The sequence below is a fragment of the Edaphobacter aggregans DSM 19364 genome (assembly GCF_000745965.1).
In the GTDB taxonomy this organism is placed as follows: domain Bacteria; phylum Acidobacteriota; class Terriglobia; order Terriglobales; family Acidobacteriaceae; genus Edaphobacter; species Edaphobacter aggregans.
Genome location: NZ_JQKI01000041.1, coordinates 1 through 24,150 on the forward strand (window position 1 = coordinate 1; position 24,150 = coordinate 24,150).

A 24,150-nucleotide genomic window follows, 5' to 3' on the forward strand; every position below is an offset into this window, starting at 1 on the left:
CGCGTGAGATGAATGTCACTCCGCATGTTACGAAGAACGAGAAGGGCCGCCGTAGCAATCTGGATCGGCGGACCACACGCCAGCCTGGTTATGGCATCAGCCTCAGCCGCAGATGGCTGGTTGAGAGAGGCTTTGGTTGGCTGAAGCAGATCGGACCACTGCGCCAGGTCAAGCTGCGTGGCCTGGAGAAGGTGGACTGGCTGTTCGTCTTCAGCTGCGCCGCCCACAACCTGATCCGGCTGCCCAGGCTCATCGCGCAACGACAGCATGGGAGGTTCAGGGAGCAGTGCGCCTGAAACCCGGCGCGGCCTCCGGGAGCGATTCCCGGAGGCCAAGCAATGCCCCGTGAATACAGCCGAAATACCACTTACAAACAAACTGCATCGGCGACAGAGCGCCAATCCCCACGGAATCCGCACCGCCGTGGTCAAATTCAACAAGCTCTTAGAGAAGCTAGTCTGAAGACGTTCGAACGGATCGCGACGGCGGCGACGCAATTACCTTCGCGCACCTGCCTGCAAATGTCGGCGTTTCGGAAATTTCGTGGGCCGTTAGCCTGACAGGCTAGCGGCATGCATTCCGCAGTTCAAATCTACCAAAGGGTGCGCTCGTAAATTATTGAAAGGAAAAAACTAAGTAAATGGTCGGGGCGAGAGGATTCGAACCTCCGACCCCCTGCTCCCGAAGCAGGTGCGCTACCAGGCTGCGCTACGCCCCGACTTGTGATGCGGTGGGTGCCGGAGAGAGGAGCGTCCGCGATGCTCAGGGTGGCGGGCGAGGTTCGGGATCGCCGCGTGCTGCCTGCTGGAGCGCTGTTTCCGACTGAATTAGTTTAGCAGATATTTTCGGTCGCGGGACGTGGAGAGCGGCAGGAAGAAAGGAGGGGGAGGAGTCCCTAGTGTTCTCCTCCCCGAGTACATCAAGGTTGCTACTGCGCCGGTATGGTGAGGGTGACGGTCTGCTGCGGCGCGGCGAAGGTGAGGCTGGTTCCGGTGACCACTACGGTGTAGCTGGTGGTCTGGGTCGCCGCAGCGTTAGCAGGGGTGGAGCCTCCGGCCCCGCAGCCGGTGAGGCCGGCGAGCGCAATGGTGAAGGCTACGAGGGTAAGGAGAGTGAGGGTGTGTCCGCCGGTGCGCTTGCGCCGTCGGAGGGTGGAGAGAAGGACGCCGAGGGCGGGGAGTTCAAAGGGGAAGACGGCCGTGGCGGCGAGGGGGGCGAGGCCGGCCGTTGGAGATGGTTGCGCAAGCGAGGCGTGGGTTGTTGGCGTGGTGATGGTGAGAGTGACGTTTGCGGCGCTGCCGGGGGCGAGCGTGGGGTTCGAGCTGAAGGCGCAGGAGCCGCCGGCGGGCAGGCCACCGCAGGAGAACGCAACGGTTCCGGAGAAGATGCCGATGGAGTTGAGGGTGAGTTGGTAGACGGACTGTCCGGCGCTGCGTGCGGCGGGGACGGGCTGGGAGGCGGCGAGGGTGAAGCTGCCGGTGGCTGCGGTGATGGTCTCGTCGAGGACGGCAGCGCTGGTGGTGTAGTTGGCCGTGTCGCGGAAGATGGCTGCGATGACGTGGTCTCCGACGGCGAGCGAGGAGGTGGAGAAAAAGGCAGCCCCAGCAGAGCTGAGGGTGGAGGTCCCGAGGAGCTTCGTGCCGTTGTCGTAGAAGGCCACGACTCCGGCGGGGGTCCCGGCTGCGGAGGTGACGCTGGCGGAGAAGGTGACGGTCGAGCCTGCGACTGGGGACGCGGAGGAAGAGTTGAGCGCGGTGGACGTGGCGGCGGGGTCGATCTCGAGTGTGCCGGGGTGGATGGTGACGGCGTAGCTGGCAGCCGAGGGTCCGGAGACGGTGGCCGTGATGGCGTAGCGTCCGCTTGCGGATCGGGCGGTGGCGGCGGTGGAGTAGGTGATGACGAGGGTGTCGCCGATCTTCTCGGTGGGGAGCGCGCCGGTCACGGTTCCGGTGAACTCGGGGTTGGGGGAGCCGTAGAGCCGGCTGGCGCTCGATACGTCGATGGTGAGGGGAGCGAGCGTGGGAGCGAGGCGGCGGAGGATGTTGTTGCCGGAGTCGGCGAGGACGATGGCTCCGAGGCGATCGACGGCGAGACCGCGCGGCGCGTAGAGCGGGACGGAGGTTGCGGGCGCGCCGTCCTGGGAGGAGGTGTAGGGGCCGGCGGCTCCGTTGGGAAGGCCGACGATGAGGGTGAGGGCGGTGGCGCCGGGGGCGAGGGAGACGACGGTGTCTGGGCTGGATTGGGTGATCAGCAGCGAGCCTGTTGGCGTTAGGGCGAGTCCGTAAGGGTTGCGCAGTGTGGTGAGCGATGTGCCGGTGCCGTCGCTGGCGCACTGACCGGCGGCGGTCTCGAGTGCGGCGAGGCCGATGAGGATGCGGACGCACTGGTTTCCGGTGTCGGCGATGTAGAGGTTGTTTGCGGCAGAGTCGAAGGCGAGGCCGGTGGGGTGGTCGAGGCGCGCGATGCCGGAGATGTTGGGGCAGAGGGTGAGGTGGGCCGAGGGTGTTCCGGCGATGAGGCAGGCATCGGAGGGGCCGAAGGAGGCGGCGTGGCGGATGACCTGATAGGCCGGAGCGCTGGAGGTGGTGCCTGGGCTCTGGCTGGCGACGTAGAGGTTTCCGCTTGAGTCGAGGGCGAGGCCCTGGGGGTTTGGGGTGATGGATGCAGAGGCGTCGGCTCCGCAGGTCCCGGCGACGGTGGTGAGCGAGGCGGTTCCGGTGGACCCGGGGGCAAGGGAGCGGATGCAGTGGTGGAGCGAATCGGCGATATAGAGGCGGCCGGCGGCGTCGAGGGCGAGGCCGGTGGGGTGGGAAAGACCCTGCGAGGGTGAGGGAGCGAGATTGGAGGCGATGTCACAGGTGTCCGGGCTGTCTGAGGTGTCGAGGCCGGCGATGGTTGTGATGTTGCCGGAGGGGTCGATGCGCCGGACGCAGTTGTTGCCGGTGTCGGAGAGATACTGGTTGCCGGTGGCGTCGAGGAGGACGACTGTCGGGGCGTTGAGGTTGATGGAGGCGGCGAGGCCCTGGTCGCCGTTGAAGACAGAGGGGCCACCGCCGGCCCAGCGCGTGATGGCCGGTGCGGCGGCGACCTGTGAAAAGAGGAGAGATGGAAAGAGCAGCAGGGCGATGGCGGCGAGAGTTGCAACTTCGTAGCCGCGGGTACGAGGGTAAGCCATGGCAGATCTCCTAGGGTTCGGATGGTGCAAAGTGCTGCAAGGTAAGGCTTTGTCGTCTGGGTTGTTCTTTGCCTGGCGCGAGGCCCGGGAGGCTCTTGGTGTTTTGGGGCCTCGCGTCGGCTGCAACTTTCGTTGCAGGGCGGATGCCAAAGGCGGATCAAGTGGCATATTTCTGCAGAGTCTGTGCAAAACAAGGGACCGAATCCGGTTTTTGGGTGAAGACGGGTATGGATGGCCCTTGGAGTGACCAAAGCAGCTCGTTCGGAACGGGTTACGGCTGACAAGGGTGTGAAAAGTTTTGCCACTTGGCGCGGACGAGGGAGTGGAAAATGTTTTTCCCTTGGTTCATGGGAGGCAGCTTCTTATGCGCGAAATCGGAGGCCGTTGGCCGCGGAGGACGGTTGCGGGGCGGCGATTGGACCTCTATAGTGAGAGGGAGATGTTGGCTTTTGCTCAGCGCGCTTGTTGTTGTTGCCGGACGCTCCCCCTGTGTCCGTGTCGTTGTTCGTGCTGACGCGACCCCTCTCCTTCCTTTCAGACAACTGATTTCCTCTTGAGCACAGAGGCCTGTGGTGCAGCTTTCGCGCAGGACCCTCTGGAGGTGACGACTCCAATGACTTCCATTGCTGTTGAAACGGACACAACTCTGGGCCCGGCGAGGCTGAACCATCTGCAGGCTCTTGAGGCGGAGAGCATCGCGATTCTGCGGGAGGCGGTGGCGGAGTTTGCGCGGCCGGTGATGCTGTATTCGATCGGCAAGGATTCGAGCGTGATGCTGCGGCTGGCGCAGAAGGCGTTTTATCCGGGGAAGATTCCGTTTCCGCTGCTGCATGTGGACACGAGCTACAAGTTTCCCGAGATGATTGCGTTTCGCGATGCGTATGCGAAGGAGATCGGCGCGGAGCTGATCGTGCACCGCAACGAAGAGGCGATTGCGGCGGGGGCGAATCCTTACACGCTGGGGACGCAGAGCTGCTGCGGGCTGCTGAAGACGCGGAGCCTGCTGGATGCCCTCGCCGAGGGCGGGTTCGACGCGGCGTTCGGCGGTGCGCGGCGCGACGAGGAGAAGAGCCGAGCGAAGGAGAGGGTGTACAGCTTTCGCGATGCCGCGGGGCAGTGGGACCCGAAGAATCAGCGGCCGGAGCTTTGGAGCCTGTACAACTCGCGGCTGAGGAAGGGCGAGAGCATACGGGTGTTTCCGCTGTCGAACTGGACGGAGCTGGATATATGGCTTTATCTGCACGCGGAGAAGATTCCGATCGTTCCGCTGTACTTTGCGAGGGAGCGGCCGCTGGTGGTGCGCGGTGGGCAGATGACGCTCTATCACGACGGAATGAAGCTGCTGCCCGGAGAGGAAGTCGAGAGGGTGAAGGTAAGGATGCGCTCGCTGGGCTGCCTGCCGTGCACGGGCGCGATGCGCAGCGAGGCGGACACGCTGCCGAAGATTATCGAAGAGCTGCAGACGTTCCGCAGGAGCGAACGGGAGAATCGCGCCATCGACCATGACGAGGAAGGGTCGATGGAGGTGAAGAAGCGGGAGGGCTACTTCTAATGCAGGGAACAGGGAACAGGGAACAGGGAGTAGAAGGCACGACGCTTGGATTTGAGGAGTTTCTGGAGGCGCATCTGGGGCAGGAGATGCTGCGGTTCACGACGGCCGGGAGCGTGGATGACGGCAAGAGCACGCTGATCGGGCGGCTGCTGCACGACACCAAGAGCGTGTATGAGGATCAGCTGGCCGCGGTGAAGAAGAGTCGCGTGAATCGCGCGGCGAACGGGCACGTGGATCTGTCCCTGCTAACCGATGGGCTGAAGGCGGAGCGCGAGCAGGGCATCACGATCGATGTGGCGTACCGGTATTTCTCGACGTCGCGAAGGAAGTTCATCATCGCGGACACGCCGGGGCATGAGCAGTACACACGCAACATGGCGACGGGGGCTTCGACGGCGGATGTGGCGGTGGTGCTGATCGACGCGAAGGCGTATCTGCGCGAGGGCGGATTGCTGCCGCAGTCGCGCAGGCACACCTACATTGCTTCGCTGTTGGGAATCCCGCATGTGGTTGCTGCGGTGAACAAGATGGACCTGGTCGGCTATGCGGAGGAGACGTTCGCGGCGATTCGCGGGGAGTTTGTGGAGTTTGCCTCGCGGCTGGGCTTGAAGAGCGTGACGGTGATTCCAGTGAGTGCGCTGGAGGGCGATAACGTTGTTGCGCCGAGCGCGGAGATGAGGTGGTACGACGGGCCGACGTTGCTGGAGTTTCTGGAGACGGTACCGCTGGCCACGGGCGGGCAGGATGGTCCGCTTCGGTTTCCGGTGCAGCTGGTGCAGCGGCCGGATGCGAGTTTTCGCGGGTTTGCCGGACAGGTGGCGCGTGGTGTGCTGCGCGCTGGTGACCGAGTGACGGCGCTGCCTTCGCGGCGCGAGACGGTAGTGAAGCGCATCGTCACCTGGGACGGTGATCTTCCGGCTGCAGCTTACCCGCAGAGCGTAACGGTGGAACTTGAGGACGAGATTGACCTGAGCCGTGGCGAGATGCTGGTTGCGGCGGAGGGCGGGCACGGCACGCCGGAGATCTCCCGGCATCTGCGCACGATGGTGGTGTGGATGCACGAGGAGCCGCTGGTGGTGGGGCGGACCTACGTGGCGAAGCACACCACACGCACGGTGCGGGCGACCGTAAAGGCGATTCGTTATCGCGTGGACGTGGGATCGCTGGAGCAGGGGCAGGCGGAGGAGCTGGCGATGAACGAGATCGCCGAGGTGGAGCTGGAGACGAATCTGCCGCTGTTCTTCGATGCTTATGCCGAGAGCAGGACTACGGGCTCGATGATCCTGATCGATGGCGTGACGAATGCGACCGTTGGCGCGGCGATGATCGTGGGCGCGGCGGAGGCAGCTGATAACGAGCACGTGAGGGCCACCCTGGTGCTTGTGCCGGGGAGGCCGCAGCTGGCAGAGCGGGTTCGTGAGGCGCTGGAGCTACGGTTGCAGCGAGTGGCGATGATCGACGATGCACTGATTCCAGACGATGCTTTGGTGCCCGTTGTTCGGGCGCTTGGACTGGCAGGCGTGACGGCGATCACGGCGCGGGAGTTCTCGGCGGAGAGGCTGGCCGAGGTGGTTCGTGCGGTTGAGGGATTCGCCGGCGGGGCGGTCGTGGTGGGAGAAGGTTTGCATGAGGACGAGGTTCTGCGTCTTGCGGGAGTGATGGAATGAGTGTGATCGAAGCAACGGTGGACTACGAAGCGTTAGCTGCCGAGGAGTTGGTGGCGCAAGTTGCGCAGGCCGCGGCGAAAGGCTCGGTGTGTCTGACGTCTAGCTTTCAGACGGAGGATATGGTCGCGCTGCATATGCTCCGGCGGCACCTGCCGGATGTTCCGGTGATCTTTCTGGAGACGGGATATCACTTCGCGGAGGTGATCGAGTATCGCGATCGCATGACGAGAGAGTGGGGGCTGAACCTGGTGAACGCTTTGCCTACGACCACGGTGAAGGAGTTTGAAGGACAGTTCGGCAAGCTGCACATCGTTGAGCCGGCGGCGTGCTGCCAGGCGCGTAAGGTGGAGCCGCTGATGCGGTCGCTGGAGCCGTTCGACTGGTGGTTTACGGGTTTGCGCAGGGAGCAGTCGCCGACGCGGGCTGGATTGAAGAAGGTTGAAGATCATAGGCTTCCTACGGGACGGCACCTGAAGAAGGTGAGCGTGCTGGCGGACTGGGACTGGGCGCAAGTGACCGAATATGCAGAGCGGGAGGGGATTCCACAGCTGCCGCTCTATGCTCGCGGATATACCAGCATCGGGTGCGAGCCGTGCACGGCGATTCCGGAGGCGGGTGCGGATGCGCGGAGTGGACGCTGGGGTGGAAAGAAGCTGGAGTGCGGCATCCACACGTTTTCGGAGAAGGCATAGAGTACGGAGTAAAAGCAACTGCAAAGGCGAAATGCGGGGGTTCTTCGCTTCGCTCAGAATGACGACAAAAACGCAATGCGAGCTGTGGTTGGCTGGAGTGCTTGGTGAGGACTAAGCTCTTTCCATGATGGAGCGGCGGCAGATCGTCGGGCTTTGGCGACGGGGTGGGGCTCGTGTGCTGGTGACTGTGGTGCGGGTGGAGGGATCGAGTTATCGGAGGCCCGGCGCGAGGCTGCTGCTGGGGCGGGCGGGAGCGTACGCCGGGACGATCAGCGGCGGATGCCTGGAGACCGAGGTCACGCGCAAGGCGGAGTGGAAGGTACGCGAGGGCGCGGTGGTGGAGCGCTACTCGACGATGTTCGATGACACCGCGGAGGTTCCGTATGGGCTGGGTTGCGGCGGAGTAGTGGATCTGCTGCTGGAGCCGGTGGAGACTCCGGAGTGTGCGGCGCTGCTGCATGCAATGGAGCGTGCGCTTGGTGGGGAGCGATCGACTGTGGTGACGTGGTTTCCGGGAGAAGGGAGGTCGCTGCGAAGAGTGGTTCTGGGAGCAGGCGGCGAGGTTGTGTTTGCAAGCGAAGGGCTGGGAGAGAAGAAGCTTGCGTGCGCGCAGGGGCTGCGGCCGGGAGAGGAGTACGAGGGCCGGTTTGTGGAGGAGATGTGCGGGCCGCAGAGGCTCTTTGTGCTGGGAGCGGGGGATGATGCGAAGCCGCTGGTTGCCATGGCGGCGATGATGGGATGGAGCGTGATCGTTGCGGATGGCAGGGCGCATCTGGCGCGGGCGGAGCGGTTCGCAGAGGCAGAGCGCGTGGTGGCGCTGGCGGACGATGGCGTGACGAGGCTGGGAATCGGCGCAGACGACGCTGTTGTGGTGATGACGCATAGCTATGAGCAGGACCGCGGGCTGCTGGCTGCACTGCTTCCGATTGCGCCGCGATACCTGGGACTGCTGGGTGCGCGGCACAGAAGCTCGTTGCTGGTGAGCGAGGTGGCGGCGATGACGGGGTTGGCGGTGGAAGCGTGCTGCGAGAGGATATGGGCTCCTGTGGGGCTGGATCTCGGAGGCGATGGGCCGGAGGCGATCGCGCTGGCGGTGATGGCGGAGGCGCAGGCGGCGTGCATGGGCAAGCTTGGGGGTTCACGACGGCTGTCAGCGGTGGACGTCGCGAGGCATGTGCGCGAGGGAGGGGCTTCGCGGTACCTGCAGACGCAGTGCGCGATGGATGAGGCGCGGTGAGTGTTGCTGCGGTCATACTCGCGGCTGGGGCTTCGCAGCGGCTTGGTGAACCGAAGCAACTGGTTCGACTCGGTGGAGAGACGTTGCTGGAGCGCTCTGTCCGTGTGTGCCGTGAGGCAGGGTGCGCGCGAGTGGTCGTCGTGCTGGGAGCATCAGCAGATGAAGTGCGCAAGCGTTGCGTGCTGGGGGATGCCGTGGTGGTGATGAATGACGCGTGGGACGAGGGGATGGGATCGTCGGTGCGCGCTGGAATCGGGGAGTTGCCTCCGAACGTGGACGGATGCGTGATCGTGACGTGCGATCAGCCTGCAGTCACGGCGGAGCATCTGCGCGCTTTGATGGCGTCGGGTGAGGTGATGGCCTCGGCGTATACCGGACGGCGCGGCGTTCCTGCTTATTTCCCGCGAACGATCTTTGAGGAGTTAAAGAAGCTGCGCGGAGATGGGGGCGCGCGAGAGCTGTTGAAGGATGCAAAAGCACTGCAGCTTGCCGGTGGGGAGCTGGATGTGGATACGCCAGAGGACCTGAAGCGCGCGCAGGAGTTGTTTGGCCGTCAACCGGCGTGAGCAGAGCCGATGACGGCCGGAGGCTATCGGCCTCTTCGTACGATCGAAGCTCTGCCGGCGACTGACTTCTTGCGTGCAGCCGAGGGGCGGCTCTTCGGCGGTCGCGCCACAGTCTTCGTCTTGCCCTTGCCTGATGTAGACTTCGCGGGCTTGACGGCTGTGATGAACTTTGGGGCGATGGGCGAGCCGAGGCCGGTGCAGGGGTCCCATCCGGAGGAGGCAGGAAAGCTGCCGTTGTTTCCCTGGGTGATGTCGCGGAAGGCTGTCTTCGCCTTGGCGTTGTAGATGACCGGATTGATAAAGCCGGCGGACTTGCCGTTCTGCTGGTTGGCGAGCGCGAGGAGTCCGGCGTAGAGGGGAGCGACGGCGCTGGTTCCTCCGATCACCATCGTCTGGCCGTCGACGCGAATAATGTAGCCGGTGGCGGGGTCGGCGTCGCCGGAGACGTCGGGGACGCCGCGGCCTCCGGAGGTGTTCGTTGGTTTGGGGACACCGGCGCCGGACTGCCAGGTTGGCAGGGCGAAGACGTTCGAGACTCCGCCGCCGGTCGCTCCGCCGCGGGGCTGCGCATTCCACACGGCTTCTGACGTGATGGTGGAACCGGAGCCTTGCAGGTTGGTTCCGCCGCAGGCTACAACGTGCGGGCTGGAGGATGGGAAGTCGACGTGGTTCTGGCCGTCGGTGACTCCGTCGGACGAGCCGTTGTCGCCGGAGGCTACGGTAATGGTGACACCGAGGGCGGCCGCGGACTGGCACGCGGCGTCGAATGCGGCCATGGCTTGCGGGGTCCATCTGACCTCGGCCGCGCCCCAGGAGATGGAGATGACGCTGGGGTTGTAGGTGGAGTCGTGGATGGCGGTGGCGACGGCGTCGATGAAGCCCTGGTCGGTGTTGGGGGCGAAGTAGACGATGATGCGTGCGCCGGGGGCTACGGCAGCGGCGACTTCGATGTCGAGCATGACCTCGCCGTCGGCGCTGTTGGCGTTGCTGGGGGAGTTCTTGCCTCCGGAGACGGAGACGGCGACGACCTTGGGAGTCTTCTGACCGATAGATTTGAAGTAGGCGGTGATGTCGGCCTGACGGAAGCCTCCTCCAAGCTCGATGAGGGCGATGGACTGGTTTGTTGCGGTGGCGCCTGCGGGGAAGCCGTAGAGCTGGCCGACCTGGACAGGCGTGTAGGAGGCGTTGGCTGCGGCGTGGGGACGGGCGAAGCCTTCGCCCTGGGCGATGCTGGCAGCGAGGCCGTCCTCTTCGCCGGCGACGCGGAAGTGAGGTTCCGCCTGGGGACGGTTGTCGAGGCCGAGAACGGCGACGACGTAGTCGGCGAGCTCAGAAGGGAGCGTGATGCTGCCCTCGCGGACCCGGTAGGTGCCTCCATCGAGTGTCTTATGCATGAGGGCGACTCCGAAGGCTCGCTGCATGTTGGCGACGGTTCCGGTGAGCTTGATGGTGCGGCGGCCGGGCGCGGGTGTGCCGGGCTGCACCGTCAGGGCGAACTCTTTGGCAAAGGCACGAACGGCCTTGACGGCGGCAGGATCGGCGGCGTGGCTGGCGCGGAATTGGGCGCGGGTAAGGCGCTGTCTGCCGGAGGTGTGCGCTGCCTTGAGCGGCGTTTTGCGCCGGACGATGACTGAGACGGTGAGCTTGCCTGCAAGGGGGGCTGCCTTCTCCGCTACGGCTGGAGCCGCGGGAGCCTTCTCGCTTCCGGGAAGGGCGGTGCGGCTCTGCATAGAGAAGCGAGCGGTTGGTTTCCTGGACGCCATGAATTCCTCCGGTTATAAGTAGTGCTCAAAATGAGAGAGCCGAGAGATGCGCGTGCGTGCACCATGGTATCCCTGTTGGGGTGCGGGGAAAAGGGCGATGGCGCTTGGGTATAGAAGCGGCCGATGGCGGCGGGCCCCGAAAGAAGCGATGAAGCTGGTTCCCACTTTCATCTTTGGAAGTGTATTTTTGGATGTGAGATGGAGGAGGCTGGGTGACGGAGAAGATCGATGCGCATCATCACCTGTGGCGGTACACGGCGGAGGAGTACCGGTGGATCAATGATGCGATGCGCATGTTGCGGCGGGACTTCCTTTCGGAAGACCTGAGGGCGGAGATGCGGGCGGTGGGGGTGGATGGGGCGGTCGCGGTGCAGGCGCGGCAGACGGTGGAGGAGACCCGGTGGCTGCTGGATTTGGCCGAGAGGTGCGAGGCGATCCGCGGCGTCGTGGGGTGGGCTCCGATTGCCGCGCGGGAGTTTGCGGGTGTGATGGAGGAGTTTGCGGAAAGGCCCAAGCTGAAGGGTCTGCGGCATATCGTCCAGGCGGAGCCGGATGAGAGGTTCCTGTTGTGCGAGGAGTTCAATCGCGGGATTCGCACGATGCTCGGGAGCGGGCTGGTGTACGACGTGCTGATCTATGAGCGGCAGCTTCCGCAGGCGATCGAGTTTGTGGACCTGCATCCGGAGCAGGCGTTTGTGCTGGATCATGTTGCGAAGCCGAGGATTCGCGAGGGAGTTCTGGAGCCGTGGGCTTCGCGGATTCGCGAGCTGGCGAAGAGAGAGAACGTCTCGTGCAAGGTGTCGGGGATGGTTACGGAGGCCGACTGGGGTGGGTGGACGGCGGAGACATTGAGGCCTTATCTCGACGCGGTGGTCGAGGCGTTTGGGCCGGGGAGGCTGATGGCGGGGTCGGACTGGCCGGTGTGCCTGGTGGCCTGCGGATATGCGCAGTGGTTCGGCGTGCTTGAGGAGTACTTCGCCGGGTTCAGCGAGGCGGAGCGTGACGCGGTATTTGGCGGGACGGCGGCGCGCGTGTATCGGTTGTAGCGGGCTGCGGTGCCGGTTGTGGCGATGAGCATGTAGGATTCTCGTCGCGGATGAAACAGAGGTTTCAGGGAACGGAGAACGAATGCAGATCTCAGCACCAGTGACGACAGGGAGCAAGACAGGCGCAACAGGCAAGCATCCGGTGTTTCCGGTGGGGCATATGCTGCCCTTTGTTCTGGTGACGGTGTTGTTCTTCCTTTGGGGGATGTCGAACAACCTGACGGACATTCTGGTGCAGCAGTTCCGGAAGTCGCTGGAACTCTCGCAGTTCTCGGCGCAGCTGGTGCAGACTGCGAATTTCTTTGGCTACTTCTGCATGGCGATCCCGGCTGGGTTGCTGATGCGGCGGTGGGGGTATAAGGCCGGCATGGTGACGGGCCTCGTGCTCTTCGGCGCGGGGATGCTGCTGTTTCTGCCGGCGGCGGTGCGCGGTGAGTATGCGATGTTCCTGATCGCGCTGTTCACGGTCGGGTGCGGCGCCTCGATCCTGGAGACGGCGGCGAATCCGTTTATTGCGCAGTTCGGCGATCCGGTGACGTCGGAGCAGCGGCTGAACTTCTCGCAGTCGTTCAATCCTCCGGGGACAATCACCGGGGTGCTGATCGGGACTTACTTCATCTTCTCGGGCGTGGAGCCGAATGCGGCCGAGATTGCGGGGATGAAGGCGAACGGGACGTATCAGGCGTTTCTGCATGGCGAGATCATGCGGGTGGTTCCGACGTATATGGCCTTCGGTGCCGTGGTGCTGGCGTTTGCGCTGATTCTTCTGCTGACGAAGTTTCCGGTGATCCAGTCCGAGCATGAGGGCGCGGGCGAGGACCATGGAAGCTTTGCAGAGCTGCTGCGGACACCGTCGATCTGGGTTGCGGTTGCGGCGAACTTCTGCAACGTGGGGGCTCAGATCTCGTCTTGGAGCAGTTTGATTCCTTACATGAAGCAGTACACGGTGGCTAGCGAGCGGACGGCGGCGCACTACCTGACGGCGACGCTGATTGCGCTGGCGGTGGGCAGATTTGTTTCGACGTGGCTGATGCGGTATGTGCGTCCCAGCCTGCTGCTAGGGGCGTATGGGGCGATCAATGCAGTGCTGATGCTGGTGACGGTGCTGCGTCCGGGGCTGCTGGGAGCCTGGTCGGTGGTCGCGAGCGGGTTCTTCCTGTCGATCATGTTTCCGACGATCTTCGCCCTGGGGCTGAAGGGGCTGGGTCGGAATACCAAGCTTGGTGGCTCGCTTCTGGTGATGGCGATCGTCGGCGGGGCGGTGTTTCCACCGGTCGCCGGGTTTATTGCTCGGCAGACGGGGAGCATGGCGCTGGGGTACATCGTTCCGCTGGCCGGGTTTGTGGGTGTGGCGGTGTATGGGTTCTATCAGTCGACCCAGCGGACGCTGCTTTCGGGGCCGGCGTACTAGGTCCCCCCCCGGTACTTCTTTGTGCAAGGTCTTCGAAAGATTGGAGTTAGGTTGGTACTTCCTCCTTTTCACGGCAAAGAAAATCCCCGGTCCTGGCCGGGGATCTCTGTTTGCTCTCTATGGTTCTAGTTTAACAGGCTGAGGGTAATTAATCGGCAACTTTGGGTTGTGGGGTTAATGGTTTCGTTTGTTTGGTTTAGGGGGATTTTCGTAGCGTTAGGGGCTTGACATCTCTAACGACGTTGACGGTGTCAAGGGCGAAATAAGGCGCGGGCGTGGGGAGCGGGGTCAAGGGCGCCGGTGGAGACATTGCGCTTTGAGCGAAGGGGCGCGGTCGGGACCGAGTGGTTGGGCGGGCAGCGCAAATACTGCGATTCTTCGCTTTCGCTCAGAATGACGAGCAAAGGCAGCGGCAACAGCAACAACAAAGGCAAAAGCGAAATGCGGGGGTTCTTCGCCTTCGGCTCAGAATGACGAGCAAAGACAACAGCAACAGCAACAGAAAACGCCGCAGCAACAGCAAAGGTAACAGCAACAGCAACAGCAAAGGCAACAGCAACAGCAAAGGCAACAGCAACAGCAACAGCAAAAGCAACAGCAACAGCAAAGGCAACAGCAACAGCAAAGGCAACAGCAACAGCAAAGGCAACAGCAACAGCAAAGGCAACAGCAAAGGCAACAGCAAAGGCAACAGTAGAGGCAACAGCAACAGCAACGTCAACGGCAAACGCAGATCCTTCGACTTCGCGCTGCGCGCTCGCTCAGGATGACACTTTCAATTGAGATCGACGGTTGCGACAACCGTTTTTCTCTCGGGGGATCAGGGCTTCGGGGTTAGGCGGAAGACTCGGGAGGCGTGGGAGTCGAGGGTGAAGTCGATGTCTTCGGGTGGGGTGGGGACGGTCAGGTTGGTGACGAGGTCGGTGAGGGTGGGTGGGTGGTGCATGAAGTGGGTGTCGCGGAGGGCGTCGAGTTCGCGCCAGCTGAACTTGATGGGGGCGGAGTCGGGGCCGAGGTTGAAGAGGGCGAGGGTAAAGGAACCGTCGCGGTTTTTGGTGAACCAGGCTTGTTGGGGTTTGTTGTGGAGTTGCTGGAGGTCGAGGGGGGCTGCGGGGATGCCGGCCTGGTTGATGGCGATGAGGCTGCGGTTGGTGATGATGGCGAGGTCGGCGGGGTCCATGCGGGTGAGGTCGGTGCCGAGATAGAGCGGAGCGCAGGAGATGGCCCAGAGGATGAACATGGTCTGGCGCTCGGCGGGGGTGATGCCGTCCTTGTCGCCATTGCCGAGTTCGAGGGAGTCGAGGTCGTTCCAGCCGCCCGCGGAGCCGTTTGTTCCCGGCCCGGCGTAGGAGATCCAGGGGCGAAGGTCGGCGAAGCGTTCGGAGACCTTGGACCAGATGGTGAGGTTGCCTTTGATGGCGGGGTCGGTGGAGCGGCCGCAGGGATAGCACTCGACGTCGTTTTCGATGCGCCAGCCGTTGGAGGTCTCTCGCCAGAGCGGAGCCTGGTCGATGGACATCCAGTTGGAGAGCTCGAGCCAGATGGGGCGGTGGGTGGCGAGGATGGCCTGGTGCCAGACGCGGACCTCCTCGCGGTTGTCGGCGGGGAGATTGCCGCCGCCGGGGCCGACGAAGTCGAGCTTGACGAAGTCGACCTTCCAGCGGGAGAACTGGCGAAGGATGGAGAAGATGTAGGCGCGGGCGGCGGGTTTGGTGAAGTCGATCTTGTAGGAGCCCTTGTGGGTGCTGCCGGGGAGTGTGGTGATGGTGATGTCTTTGATGTGGGCGGTGGTGCCTTCGATGACGGGGTTGGCGTCGTAGAGCTTGGGGTCGATGCCGGGGTTCATGTAGATGCCGAAGAGGAGGCCTTTGGCGTGGAGGTACTGGCCGAAGCCGTCCATGCCGCTCGGGAAGGTTGTCAGGTTGGGCTTGGGGATGCCGTGGTCGTCGTAGCCGTCGGTCCATCCGGCGTCGAGGTTGATGTAGCGGTATCCGTAGTCGGGGAGATGGGCGGCGAAGAGGGAGTCGACCTGGGCTTTGACCTTTTCTTCGGAGACCTTGCTGCGGAGGAAGGACCAGCTGCTCCAGCCCATGTAGGGGTGCTGGGCTAGTTTTTGGGTCTGGGCTTGGGCGGAGAGAGGCAGGAGAAGGAGCAGGGTGAGGATGCGGCGCATGGAGGGAATGATAGCGCAGCGGGACCGTAGTTGGTTTTGAAGGGTGAAAGATGGTGTGCGGCGGTGAAAATTTGGTTGTGGGGTAAAGCGCCTTGATCTGTGGAGGGCGGAGACGCCTGGGCTGTAGACCAGGCCTACCTCAAAGGCAACAGCAACGGCAAAAAACAAAGGCAATGCTGCGATTCTTCGCCTTCGGCTCAGAATGACGAGCAAAAGCAAAAGCAAAAGCAAAAGGCAAAAGCAAAAGCCAAAGCAACGGTGCGGTTAGAAGTGGCGGAGGGTTTCGTGGGTGGTGGTTTTGTAGGTGGCGTCGGGGGGTAGGGTTTCGGTGTCGACGTTTCTTTCGAGGGAGCGGCTGACGATGTCGCGGGAGCCGAGGCCGATGGCGAGGGAGAGGGTGAAGACGATGCCGCCGAAGAGGATTCCGAAGGCGAGATCGACGATGGTTCCGCCGATTTCGAGGTGGTCGAGGACCATGGCGGTGGTGAGGATGAGGACGAGCCATTTGACGCCGATGGAGAGGGCGCGGGCGTACTGCAAGCGGGCGTTGACGGCCTCGATGAGGACGGTGCGGGCGAGGAAGCGGGCGATGAGGGTGCCGAAGATGAAGAGAAGGATGGCTCCGACGGAGTGGGTGAGGTAGGGGACCAGGAAGAAGGACATCTGCGAGTTGCCAGCGTAGGCGGCGTCGAAGGCGGAGATTCCGATGAGGCCGCCGAGCACGACGTGCGCCCAGAAGACGAGGCGCGTGGCGAGAAGCGTAGGGCTGTGGGAGGGCGCCCATTCGAGCGGGATGACGGAGTTGCGGGAGAGGCGTTCGTCAAAACGTATGGCGGTGAGGAAGCGGCGAAGGAGCGTGGCGAGCAGGGCTCCTAACCCGGTGAGGATGAGGACGGCGAGCATGAGCGCGAGGAGGCCGGGGAGAAAGTTGGCCAGAGTGACGAGAGCCCGGTGGGCGGATTGGCTCAGGGCGAGTTCGACTTGTTGCCACATGAGGTTGGTCTCCTTTGGTTGGATGCTTGAGAGCTAGTCAGCGAGTCAGCGAGTCAGCAAGTCAGCGAGTTAGCGGGTCAGCGAGTTAGTGTTTGTTATGGGTTGAAACGGTCGGGCCAGCGCCAGCGGGATACGAGATAGGGTTTGTCGGTTTCGAAGGCTGCGGCGACCTCTTCAATGTGGCGTTCGGGCGGGACTCCGTTGTGAACGAGGATGAGGTGCGAGGCGACCCAGGCGAGGTAGAGCGGCGTGAGGGCGCCGAGGAGGTGTCCGCGGTTGATGGTGCGAAGGCGGTAGGCGAGGATGAAGTCGTAGACGATGCGAGCCCAGAGGCTGTCGGCCATGCGGAAGGCCTCGAGAGGCATGGCGGAGAGCCGCTTGAGGCCGAGGAGGGTGTGCGGTGGGAGGACGAGGGCCCAGATCTCCTGCAGGTTGGCGTAGGCGAGATGGAAGGACTCGAGCATGGGGGAGACGTCGAGGGGTTCGGTGGGCGGGGGAGGGGCGGTGATGATGCGAGGGGGGACGGTGGCGCGGAGGCGCTGCCAGAAGGCGGCCCTGGCGTCGATGTCGGCGAAGAGGGAGCCGGCGATGAGGTTGAGGATGGCGTTGAGGTCGGCGGCGGCGGGTTGAGGGGCGGCGCGCTGAGGGACGTCGACCTCGGTGATGGAGAAGGCGGCGACGGAGGCCTCGGCGACGGGCCAGAGGACGGCGTCCTCGTGGTCGGAGGCAGTGAAGCGCTGGGCCGCGGTGGCGAGGCGCTGGGCCATGCGGAGCGAGATGCCGAGATCGATGGCGAGAGGAAATCGGGGGCGGGCTCCGAAGAGAGCGCGAGTGACGGGATAGAGGATTGCGGAGTTGAGGAGGCCTTCGCGCGGGCCGGGATGGTAGTGGGAGACGATGAGGTCGGAGCTGGAGGAGAGTGTGGCGGAGGCGAGGTTGCGGAGGGACTGGGGTGACAGAGTGTGGGATTCGGCACCGAGAAGGAGGCAGGCGGCGACGTTGTGTTCCTGAGCGAGCTTGAATGCGTTGAAGTAGTCGGCTGCGGTGAGGACCCAGTTGGCGGTCGAGGAGGCGGCGGGGGTGTAGGGCAGCAGGCGAAGGGTGTTGAAGGACTGGGAGGCGGTGAGGTTGGGGGCGATGTCGGGAACAGCGACGGGGATGGTCTGGCCGGGGAAGGCGAGGGCGAGGTTGGACAGTGCCGGCTCAAGGGCTTCTGGTGAGACCGCTGAGAGATGAATGAGCAGGTCGGTCTCTGCGGGAAAGGCAGTCTCGGGGGAGGCGGCTGCGGTGTTGGTGGGCGTTGAGGCCATCGTGCGGACGGTTCTTCCTTGCGTAGGGCGTTAGAGATGAGGTTACCTGAGTTGAGATGCGGGCGGGGGAGGAAGGTAAGCCGGCGGAGATGGTGGAAATCGCCGGTGAACCGGAGCGATCATTAGGTTGTCTCGGGCGAGGGCTGCAGCTCGAGCCAGAAGAAGGAGTAAGGGGCGAGGGTGAGGGCGTAGGGCTGGCCGGTGATGCGGGGGAACGGGACGTAGCCGAGCATCTCGACGGGGGTCATGCCGGAGAACTCGGAGAGGTCGAGGGAGACGGGCTGGGCGAAGCGGGAGAGGTTGGCGACGCAGAGGACGGTCTCGGTTCCGGGAGAGGTGACGTTGCGCGCGGCGCCGATGGGAGTGGCTTCGCGAGAAGGCGAGGTGGGGTTGTAGTGGCGGACGTAGGCTAGGATCTTGCGGTTTTCGGGGTTGAGGAACTCGAGGGTTCCGCGGCCGAAGACCTGGAAGAGCTTGCGCAGGGCGATCATGTTGCGGGTCCAGTGGAGGAGGGAGGACTGATCGGAGAGCTGGGCTTCGACGTTGACGGCCTGGTAACCGAAGACGGGGTCCATGACGACGGGGAAGCTGAGGCGGGCGGGGTTGGCGGTGGAGAAGCCGGCGTTGCGGTCGGAGTTCCACTGCATGGGGGTTCGGACGGCGTTGCGGTCGCCGAGGTAGATGTTGTCGCCCATGCCGATCTCGTCGCCGTAGTAGAGGATGGGGGTTCCGGGAAAGCTGAGGAGGATGGAGTTGAGGAGCTGGATGCGCAGGCGGTTGTTGTCGAGCAGGGGGGCGAGGCGACGGCGGATTCCGGAGTTGACGCGCATACGCGGGTCGGCGGAGTAGGCGAAGTACATGTAGTCACGCTCGTCGGAGGTGACCATCTCGAGGGTGAGCTCGTCGTGATTGCGGAGGAAGAGGCCCCACTGGCAGGAGTCGGGAATGGGGGGCGTCTGGGCCATGATGTCGGCGATGGGGAGGCGGTCTTCCTGACGGAGGGCCATGTAGATGCGCGGCATCAGCGGGAAGTGAAAGGCCATGTGGCACTCGTCGCCGTCGCCGAAGTATGGGCGGACCTCGGGGGGCCACTGGTTGGCCTCGGCGAGGGTGAAGCGATTGGTGTACTCGGAGTCGATGGCGGCGCGCAGGCGGCGAATGATGGCGTGGGTCTCGGGGAGGGACTCGCAGGTGGTGCCGTCACGCTCGACCAGGTAGGGGATGGCGTCGAGGCGGAGGCCGTCGACTCCGAGGTCGAACCAGAAGCGCATGGCTTTGAGGACCTCTTCCATGACTGCGGGGTTGTCGAAGTTGAGGTCGGGCTGGTGGGAGAAGAAGCGATGCCAGTAGAAGGCTTTGGCGGTGTCGTCCCAGGTCCAGTTGGATTTTTCGGTGTCGGAGAAGATGATGGGCACGCCTTTGTAGAGCTGATCGGTGTGGGACCAGACGTAGAAGTCGCGCTCGGGGGAGCCGGGCGGGGCGTGGCGCGCGGCCCGGAACCAGGGGTGCTGGTCGGAGGTGTGATTGATGACGAGCTCGATGACGACCTGCATGTTGCGCAGGTGGGCGGCGGCGAGGAATCGCTTGAAGTCGTCGATGGTGCCGTAGGAGGGGTTGACGCTGGTGTAATCGGCGATGTCGTAGCCGTCGTCGCGCAGGGGCGAGGGGAAGAAGGGGAGGAGCCAGAGGCAGGTGACGCCGAGCTCCTGGAGGTAGTCGAGGCGGGAGATGAGGCCGGGGAAGTCGCCGATGCCATCACCGTTGGAGTCCTGAAAGGTGCGGACGTGCAGTTCGTAGAGGACGGCGTCTTTGTACCAGAGGGGGTCTGTGGCGCTTCCGGCTTTCTTCACGTGGTGGCGGCTCTCTCTTTCTCGATTAGGAGATGCGTGGAGTGTGCAGTCGGTTGCAGGGCACACATTTTCAATGCGATAGGAGCAGGGTACAACCCCTTTTCACGGACCAAGGGTCTAACAGCGAAAGACTGAAGAAACTTGTCGTTTAAACTCTAAACTTTTTTAACTTGCGGCTCTTCGACTGGTTTGTCCATGTTGCGTGTTCCGATCTCCACCTATCGTTTGCAACTTCATAAGGAATTTACGTTTGACGACGCCGCAGAGGTGGCGGGATATCTGCGTGAGCTGGGGATATCGCATGTCTATTGTTCGCCGTACCTGCAGGCTGCTCCGGGGAGCATGCATGGGTACGACGTGGTGTCGCACCAGAGCGTGAACCAGGAGCTGGGCGGAGCGGAGGGGCACGAGCGGTTTTCAGCGAGGCTGGGCGAACTGGGGATGGGGCAGGTGCAGGACATCGTGCCGAACCACATGTCGCTGGGCAAGGAGAACCGTTACTGGTGGGATGTGCTGGAGAACGGGACGTCGAGCCGGTATGCGTCGTTCTTCGACATCGACTGGCAGCCGGCGGAGGAGCGGCTGAGGGACAAGATTCTGGTGCCCGTCCTCGACGGCCAGTACGGCCGCGTGCTGCAGCGCGGGGGGATATGCGTGTCGCGCGTTGGGAACAAATTTCAAGTGGAGGCGGCGAGTCACACGCTGCCCGTGGCTCCGCAGACGCTTCCGGCGATTCTGGCGCGGGCGGCGGAGTACGCGCGGTCGAAGACGCTGAGCTTTCTGGCGGCGTCGTTCGGGAGGCTGCCGGCGCCGGAGTTTGAGGATCGCCGCAAGGTTCTGGCACGGCACAACGACAAGGTGGTGCTGTACGCGCTGCTGGAGCGGCTGTGCGGCGAGGAGCAGGGAGTGTGCGATGGGATCGCGCGGTCGGTCCAGGAGCTGAATGAGAACAAGGACGCGCTGGATGATTTTCTGAATCAGCAGTACTACAGGCTGGCGTACTGGAAGACGGCGGGTCAGCAGCTGGGGTATCGCAGGTTCTTCGATGTGAACTCGCTGGTGGGGCTGCGGGTGGAGCGCGAGCATGTGTTCGAAGAGACACATGCGCTGGTGCTGGACTGGCTGAAGCGCGGGGTGCTGGATGGAGTTCGCGTGGACCATCCGGACGGGCTGAGGGATCCGCTGGAGTATCTGACGAGGCTGCGCGAGCGTGCTCCGGAGGCGTGGATTATTGGCGAGAAGATCCTGGAGCCGGGAGAGTTTCTGCGCGAGAGATGGCCGATCCAGGGGACGACCGGCTACGACTTCATGCATGCTGTGGGAGGAGTGCTGCTGTCGTCGCAGGGGTTGCAGGAGTTGACGGGTGTCTACCAGGGGTACCTGGGAAGAGAGCTGGCGGCGCAGTTGTCCGACTATCGAGCGATCGTCCACGACAAGAAGATCAACGTGCTGCAGGAGGCTCTGGGGAGCGACGTCAACCGGCTGACGACGATGTTTGTGGAGATCTGCGAGTCGAACCGCGACCGGCGCGACTACACGCAGGCCGAGGTGCGGAGGGCGATTCGCGAGCTGGCGGCGTGCATGGACATCTATCGGACGTACGTGGTTCCGGGGCGGAACGAGATTACGGACGAGGACCGCGCGCACATTGCGAACGCGGCCGAGTGCGCCAAGGCGAAGCGGCAGGACATCGACGGCGACCTGTTCAACTTTCTGCGCGACGTGTTGACGATGGTCGTAACGGGACGGCACGAGAGCGAGTTTGTGCTGCGGTTCCAACAGTTCACAGGACCGGCGATGGCGAAGGGCGTGGAGGACACGGCGTACTACTGTTACAACCGGCTCTCGGGGATGAACGAGGTGGGGGGCGATCCGGGAGGCAATGGCGTGAGCGTGGCGGAGTTCCACGAGTACTGCGCGAAGATGCAGGCGACGCATCCGCTGACGATGACCGCGCTGACGACGCACGATACGAAGCGCAGCGGTGATGTTCGCGCACGGCTGGCGGTGCTGTCGGAGATACCGGGACGGTTCGGCTCGGCGATTCAGCGATGGGCGCGGATGAATACGGCATTCCGGCATAAGTCGGCGACGGGACCGATGCCGGATGCGAACACCGAGTATCTGTACTACCAGACGCTGATTGGGGCGTGGCCGCTGACGATCGAGCGCGCGCAGGGCTACATGCTGAAGGCTGTGCGCGAGGCGAAGATGCAGACGTCGTGGGTGGCGAACAACAAGGAGTTCGAGGACGCGCTGATGGAGTTTGTCGCGCGGACAATGGCACATGAGCCATTCCTGCGCGAACTGGAGCAGTTTGTGGAGCGCGTGAAGGGGCCGGGGCGGATCAACTCGCTGGCGCAGACGCTGATGAAGCATACGGTGCCGGGAGTTCCTGATCTGTACCAGGGGACAGAGGTGTGGGACCTGAGCCTGGTGGATCCCGATAACCGGAGACCGGTGGACTATGAGCGGCGCAAGGCGCTGCTGCGGGAGATGAAGTCGATGATGGGGGAGAACGTTGCGGCGCGCGTGATGGCGCGCATGGAGGATGGGATGCCGAAGATGTGGGTGATCCACCAGGCGCTGCGGCTGCGGTGCGAGAGGCCGGAGTGGTTTGGCGCGGAGGCCGGGTATACGCCGCTGAGGGTGGAGGGAAGCAGGGGCGACCATGTGGTTGCGTATCTGCGGGGCGATGCAGTGGCGACGGTGACGCCGAGGCTGACGATGAAGGTGATGGACGCATGGCGCGACACGGCAGTGGTGCTGCCGGAGGGGACGTGGACGAATCGGCTGACGGGTGCGGCGATGGCGGGAGGAGGGGTCTCGATGAAGTCGCTGCTGCGCGAGTTTCCGGTGGCTCTGCTGGTGCGGGAGGACCGCGCCGATGCATGAGTTCCGGGTGTGGGCTCCGCGAGTGGGCAGGGTGGCGGTGAAGATTGGGGACGCGCGGCATGAGATGAGGGCGGTGGGCGATCGCGGATGGTGGAGCACGCAGGTGGAGCAGGCGGGGCCGGGGATCGACTATTCGTTTCTGGTGGACGATGATCCGACGCCGTATCCGGACCCACGGGCGATGTGGATGCCGAATGGTGTGCATGGTGCGTCGCGGGTGTATGGCACGGGTGAGTTTGCGTGGACCGATGAGCGATGGCAGGCGGCTCCGCTGGCGAGCGCGGTGATGTATGAGATGCATGTGGGGACGTTCTCGCCGGAGGGGACGTTTGATGGAGCGATCTCGCGGCTAGGGCATTTAGCCGAGACGGGCGTGACGCATGTGGAGCTGATGCCGGTGGCGGAGTTTCCAGGTGACTTCGGCTGGGGCTACGACGGCGTGGCGCTGTTTGCGGTGCGGGAGCAGTATGGCGGGCCGGATGGATTGAAGCGGTTCGTGGATGCGTGCCATGCGCATGGGCTCGCGGTGCTGCTGGACGTGGTGTACAACCACTTCGGCCCGGTGGGGAACTATTCGGGGAAGTTCGGGCCGTACATGACGAACCGGCACTGCACGCCGTGGGGCGATGCGGTGAACCTGGAGTTTGAAGAGAGCGATGAGGTCAGGCGGTTCTTCTGCGACAACGCGCTGATGTGGATGCGGGAGTTTCATATCGATGGGCTGCGGCTGGATGCGGTGCATGAGTATGTGGACCGGTCGGCGATTAACTTTATGGAGCAGCTCTCGATGGAGGTGGAGGAGCTGTCGACGGTGCTGGGGCGCAGGCTGGTGCTGGTGGCAGAGAGTGACCTGAACGATCCGCGCGTGGTGCAGCCGCGTGAGGCGGGCGGGTATGGGATGGACGCGCAGTGGAACGACGACTTTCATCACGCGCTGTTTACGGTGCTGCATGCAGGAGATGAGGGCAAGGGGTACTACGGCGACTTCGGGTCGATGGAGCAATTGGCAAAGGCGCTGACGAAGGTGTTTGTGTACGACGGGATGTATTCGGGGTATCGGCGGAAGTCGCATGGGAGGCCGGTGGAGGGGCTTTCGACGCACAGGTTTGTGGGGTTCATTCAGAACCATGATCAGGTGGGAAATCGCGCTACGGGAGACAGGCTGGAACACATCGTCGGCCTCGATCGCGCGAAGGCTGGATTGGGCCTGGTGATGACGGCGCCGTTTGTGCCGCTGTTGTTTCAGGGGGAGGAGTTCGCGGCGTCGTCTCCGTTCCAGTATTTTGCGCACCATGACGATCCGGAGATGGCGCGCGCTGTCTCGGAGGGGCGGAGGAGAGAGTTTGCAGCGTTTGGGTGGAGGCCGGAGGAGATTCCCGATCCGGAGAGCAGGGAGACGTTCGAGCGATCGAAGCTGAGGTGGGACGAGGTGAAGGAGGGGAGCCGCGCGGAGATGCTGACGTGGTGCCGGAGGCTGATCGCGCTGCGGCGCAGCTCGCCTTCGCTGAATGATGGAGAGCCGGGGCAGACGCGTGTGCGCTTCGATGAGGAGAAACGCTGGCTGGTGATGGACCGGGGAAGGGTGAGGGTGTTGTGCAACCTGGGCGAGGCGCAGGTGGAGCTTGCGGGCGAGGCGGGGTATCGGCTGGTCCTTGGATCGAGCGACCAGGTCCGGGCAGAGGGTAAGAGGGTGATTCTGCCGCCTGCCGGATTTGCTGTTCTCTCCGCGGAATAAGGTCCTTTGTCGCTGCGGTTTTACGATGCGAGACGATGTTGCGCAGGGAGAGATGGTTTTTTAAGGTGGGCTTAAGCGCGGGATG

Annotated in this window: 16 protein-coding genes, 1 tRNA gene and 1 pseudogene; 10 read left to right on the forward strand and 8 right to left on the reverse strand. The window is 63.6% G+C overall.

What is annotated here, in order from left to right:
• A partial coding sequence (locus Q363_RS16290; RefSeq protein ID WP_035352172.1) for a transposase occupies positions 1-296 on the forward strand: 296 nt, incomplete at its 5' end.
• Between the two features lie 345 nt (positions 297-641).
• Here Q363_RS16290 and Q363_RS16295 read toward each other — a convergent pair.
• Both Q363_RS16295 and Q363_RS45500 read right to left on the reverse strand, forming a co-directional pair.
• Positions 642-718 (reverse strand) — tRNA-Pro (locus tag Q363_RS16295).
• Positions 719-928: 210 nt separating this feature from the next.
• Positions 929-3,175, reverse strand: a complete 2,247-nt coding sequence (locus tag Q363_RS45500) for an Ig-like domain repeat protein (RefSeq protein ID WP_035352174.1) — start codon at positions 3,173-3,175, stop codon at positions 929-931.
• A gap of 613 nt (positions 3,176-3,788) precedes the next feature.
• Here Q363_RS45500 and cysD point away from each other — a divergent pair.
• The 5 genes from cysD to Q363_RS16325 all read left to right on the forward strand — a co-directional run bounded on the left by cysD (position 3,789) and on the right by Q363_RS16325 (position 8,889).
• Positions 3,789-4,727: a sulfate adenylyltransferase subunit CysD gene (cysD, locus tag Q363_RS16305; protein ID WP_084080431.1), complete on the forward strand. Its 939-nt coding sequence runs from the start codon at positions 3,789-3,791 to the stop codon at positions 4,725-4,727.
• A complete protein-coding gene (gene cysN, locus Q363_RS16310; protein ID WP_064742660.1) occupies positions 4,727-6,394 on the forward strand; it encodes a sulfate adenylyltransferase subunit CysN in 1,668 nt (555 codons plus the stop codon). The genes cysD and cysN overlap by 1 nt, the downstream gene beginning before the upstream one ends.
• The gene (locus Q363_RS16315; protein WP_157467001.1) at positions 6,391-7,086 is read left to right on the forward strand and encodes a phosphoadenylyl-sulfate reductase; all 696 of its coding nucleotides are present in this window, start codon (positions 6,391-6,393) and stop codon (positions 7,084-7,086) included. The genes cysN and Q363_RS16315 overlap by 4 nt, the downstream gene beginning before the upstream one ends.
• 124 nt (positions 7,087-7,210) lie before the next feature.
• Complete coding sequence (locus Q363_RS16320) at positions 7,211-8,323, forward strand: XdhC family protein (RefSeq protein WP_035352176.1); 1,113 nt, start codon at positions 7,211-7,213, stop codon at positions 8,321-8,323.
• Entirely contained in the window at positions 8,320-8,889 is a 570-nt protein-coding gene (locus Q363_RS16325) for a nucleotidyltransferase family protein (protein ID WP_035352178.1), read from the forward strand. Before Q363_RS16320 ends, Q363_RS16325 begins: the two co-directional genes overlap by 4 nt.
• Positions 8,890-8,912: 23 nt before the next feature.
• Here the strand turns inward: Q363_RS16325 and Q363_RS16330 are convergent, their stop codons facing one another.
• Positions 8,913-10,652 carry a S53 family peptidase gene (locus Q363_RS16330; RefSeq protein WP_084080432.1) on the reverse strand — a complete coding sequence of 580 codons (1,740 nt, stop codon included), beginning with the start codon at positions 10,650-10,652 and terminating at the stop codon, positions 8,913-8,915.
• 212 nt (positions 10,653-10,864) lie between these two features.
• Here Q363_RS16330 and Q363_RS16335 point away from each other — a divergent pair, with 212 nt between their 5' ends.
• Together Q363_RS16335 and fucP are read left to right on the forward strand one after the other, a co-directional pair.
• A complete protein-coding gene (locus tag Q363_RS16335; RefSeq protein WP_035352179.1) occupies positions 10,865-11,698 on the forward strand; it encodes an amidohydrolase family protein in 834 nt (277 codons plus the stop codon).
• A gap of 82 nt (positions 11,699-11,780) precedes the next feature.
• Complete coding sequence (fucP, locus tag Q363_RS16340) at positions 11,781-13,109, forward strand: L-fucose:H+ symporter permease (RefSeq protein WP_035352180.1); 1,329 nt, start codon at positions 11,781-11,783, stop codon at positions 13,107-13,109.
• A 388-nt stretch (positions 13,110-13,497) separates the two neighbouring features.
• Here fucP and Q363_RS42060 read toward each other — a convergent pair whose 3' ends face one another.
• The 5 genes and pseudogenes from Q363_RS42060 to treS all read right to left on the reverse strand — a co-directional run.
• Positions 13,498-13,836 carry a hypothetical protein gene (locus Q363_RS42060; RefSeq protein WP_169747014.1) on the reverse strand — a complete coding sequence of 113 codons (339 nt, stop codon included), beginning with the start codon at positions 13,834-13,836 and terminating at the stop codon, positions 13,498-13,500.
• Positions 13,837-13,929: 93 nt separating this feature from the next.
• On the reverse strand, positions 13,930-15,282 hold the full coding sequence (locus Q363_RS16350) for an alpha-galactosidase (RefSeq protein ID WP_051978874.1): 1,353 nt from the start codon (positions 15,280-15,282) through the stop codon (positions 13,930-13,932).
• A gap of 264 nt (positions 15,283-15,546) precedes the next feature.
• Positions 15,547-16,275, reverse strand: a complete 729-nt coding sequence (locus tag Q363_RS16355; protein ID WP_035352181.1) for a hypothetical protein — start codon at positions 16,273-16,275, stop codon at positions 15,547-15,549.
• A 95-nt stretch (positions 16,276-16,370) separates the two neighbouring features.
• Entirely contained in the window at positions 16,371-17,585 is a 1,215-nt protein-coding gene (locus Q363_RS16360; RefSeq protein ID WP_035352183.1) for a hypothetical protein, read from the reverse strand.
• Positions 17,586-17,719: 134 nt separating this feature from the next.
• Positions 17,720-19,435 (reverse strand): annotated as a pseudogene (treS, locus tag Q363_RS16365) (maltose alpha-D-glucosyltransferase); the annotation flags it as partial.
• A gap of 195 nt (positions 19,436-19,630) precedes the next feature.
• On the opposite strand from treS, the gene treY reads away from it, so the two are divergent.
• Both treY and treZ read left to right on the forward strand, forming a co-directional pair.
• Entirely contained in the window at positions 19,631-22,330 is a 2,700-nt protein-coding gene (gene treY, locus Q363_RS16370; protein ID WP_035352187.1) for a malto-oligosyltrehalose synthase, read from the forward strand.
• Entirely contained in the window at positions 22,323-24,065 is a 1,743-nt protein-coding gene (treZ, locus tag Q363_RS16375; protein WP_035352188.1) for a malto-oligosyltrehalose trehalohydrolase, read from the forward strand. The genes treY and treZ overlap by 8 nt, the downstream gene beginning before the upstream one ends.
• Positions 24,066-24,150: the final 85 nt, after the last annotated feature.

Excerpts from the sequence above, each read along its gene's own strand:
- Q363_RS16320 (WP_035352176.1), top strand. The coding sequence starts at position 7,211 with ATGATGGAGCGGCGGCAGATCGTCGGGCTTTGGCGACGGGGTGGGGCT.
- treY (WP_035352187.1), top strand. The coding sequence starts at position 19,631 with ATGTTGCGTGTTCCGATCTCCACCTATCGTTTGCAACTTCATAAGGAA.
- cysN (WP_064742660.1), top strand. The coding sequence starts at position 4,727 with ATGCAGGGAACAGGGAACAGGGAACAGGGAGTAGAAGGCACGACGCTT.
- Q363_RS16315 (WP_157467001.1), top strand. The coding sequence starts at position 6,391 with ATGAGTGTGATCGAAGCAACGGTGGACTACGAAGCGTTAGCTGCCGAG.
- Q363_RS45500 (WP_035352174.1), bottom strand. The coding sequence starts at position 3,175 with ATGGCTTACCCTCGTACCCGCGGCTACGAAGTTGCAACTCTCGCCGCC.
- treZ (WP_035352188.1), top strand. The coding sequence starts at position 22,323 with ATGCATGAGTTCCGGGTGTGGGCTCCGCGAGTGGGCAGGGTGGCGGTG.
- Q363_RS16330 (WP_084080432.1), bottom strand. The coding sequence starts at position 10,652 with ATGGCGTCCAGGAAACCAACCGCTCGCTTCTCTATGCAGAGCCGCACC.
- Q363_RS16350 (WP_051978874.1), bottom strand. The coding sequence starts at position 15,282 with ATGCGCCGCATCCTCACCCTGCTCCTTCTCCTGCCTCTCTCCGCCCAA.
- Q363_RS16355 (WP_035352181.1), bottom strand. The coding sequence starts at position 16,275 with ATGTGGCAACAAGTCGAACTCGCCCTGAGCCAATCCGCCCACCGGGCT.
- cysD (WP_084080431.1), top strand. The coding sequence starts at position 3,789 with ATGACTTCCATTGCTGTTGAAACGGACACAACTCTGGGCCCGGCGAGG.
- fucP (WP_035352180.1), top strand. The coding sequence starts at position 11,781 with ATGCAGATCTCAGCACCAGTGACGACAGGGAGCAAGACAGGCGCAACA.
- Q363_RS16360 (WP_035352183.1), bottom strand. The coding sequence starts at position 17,585 with ATGGCCTCAACGCCCACCAACACCGCAGCCGCCTCCCCCGAGACTGCC.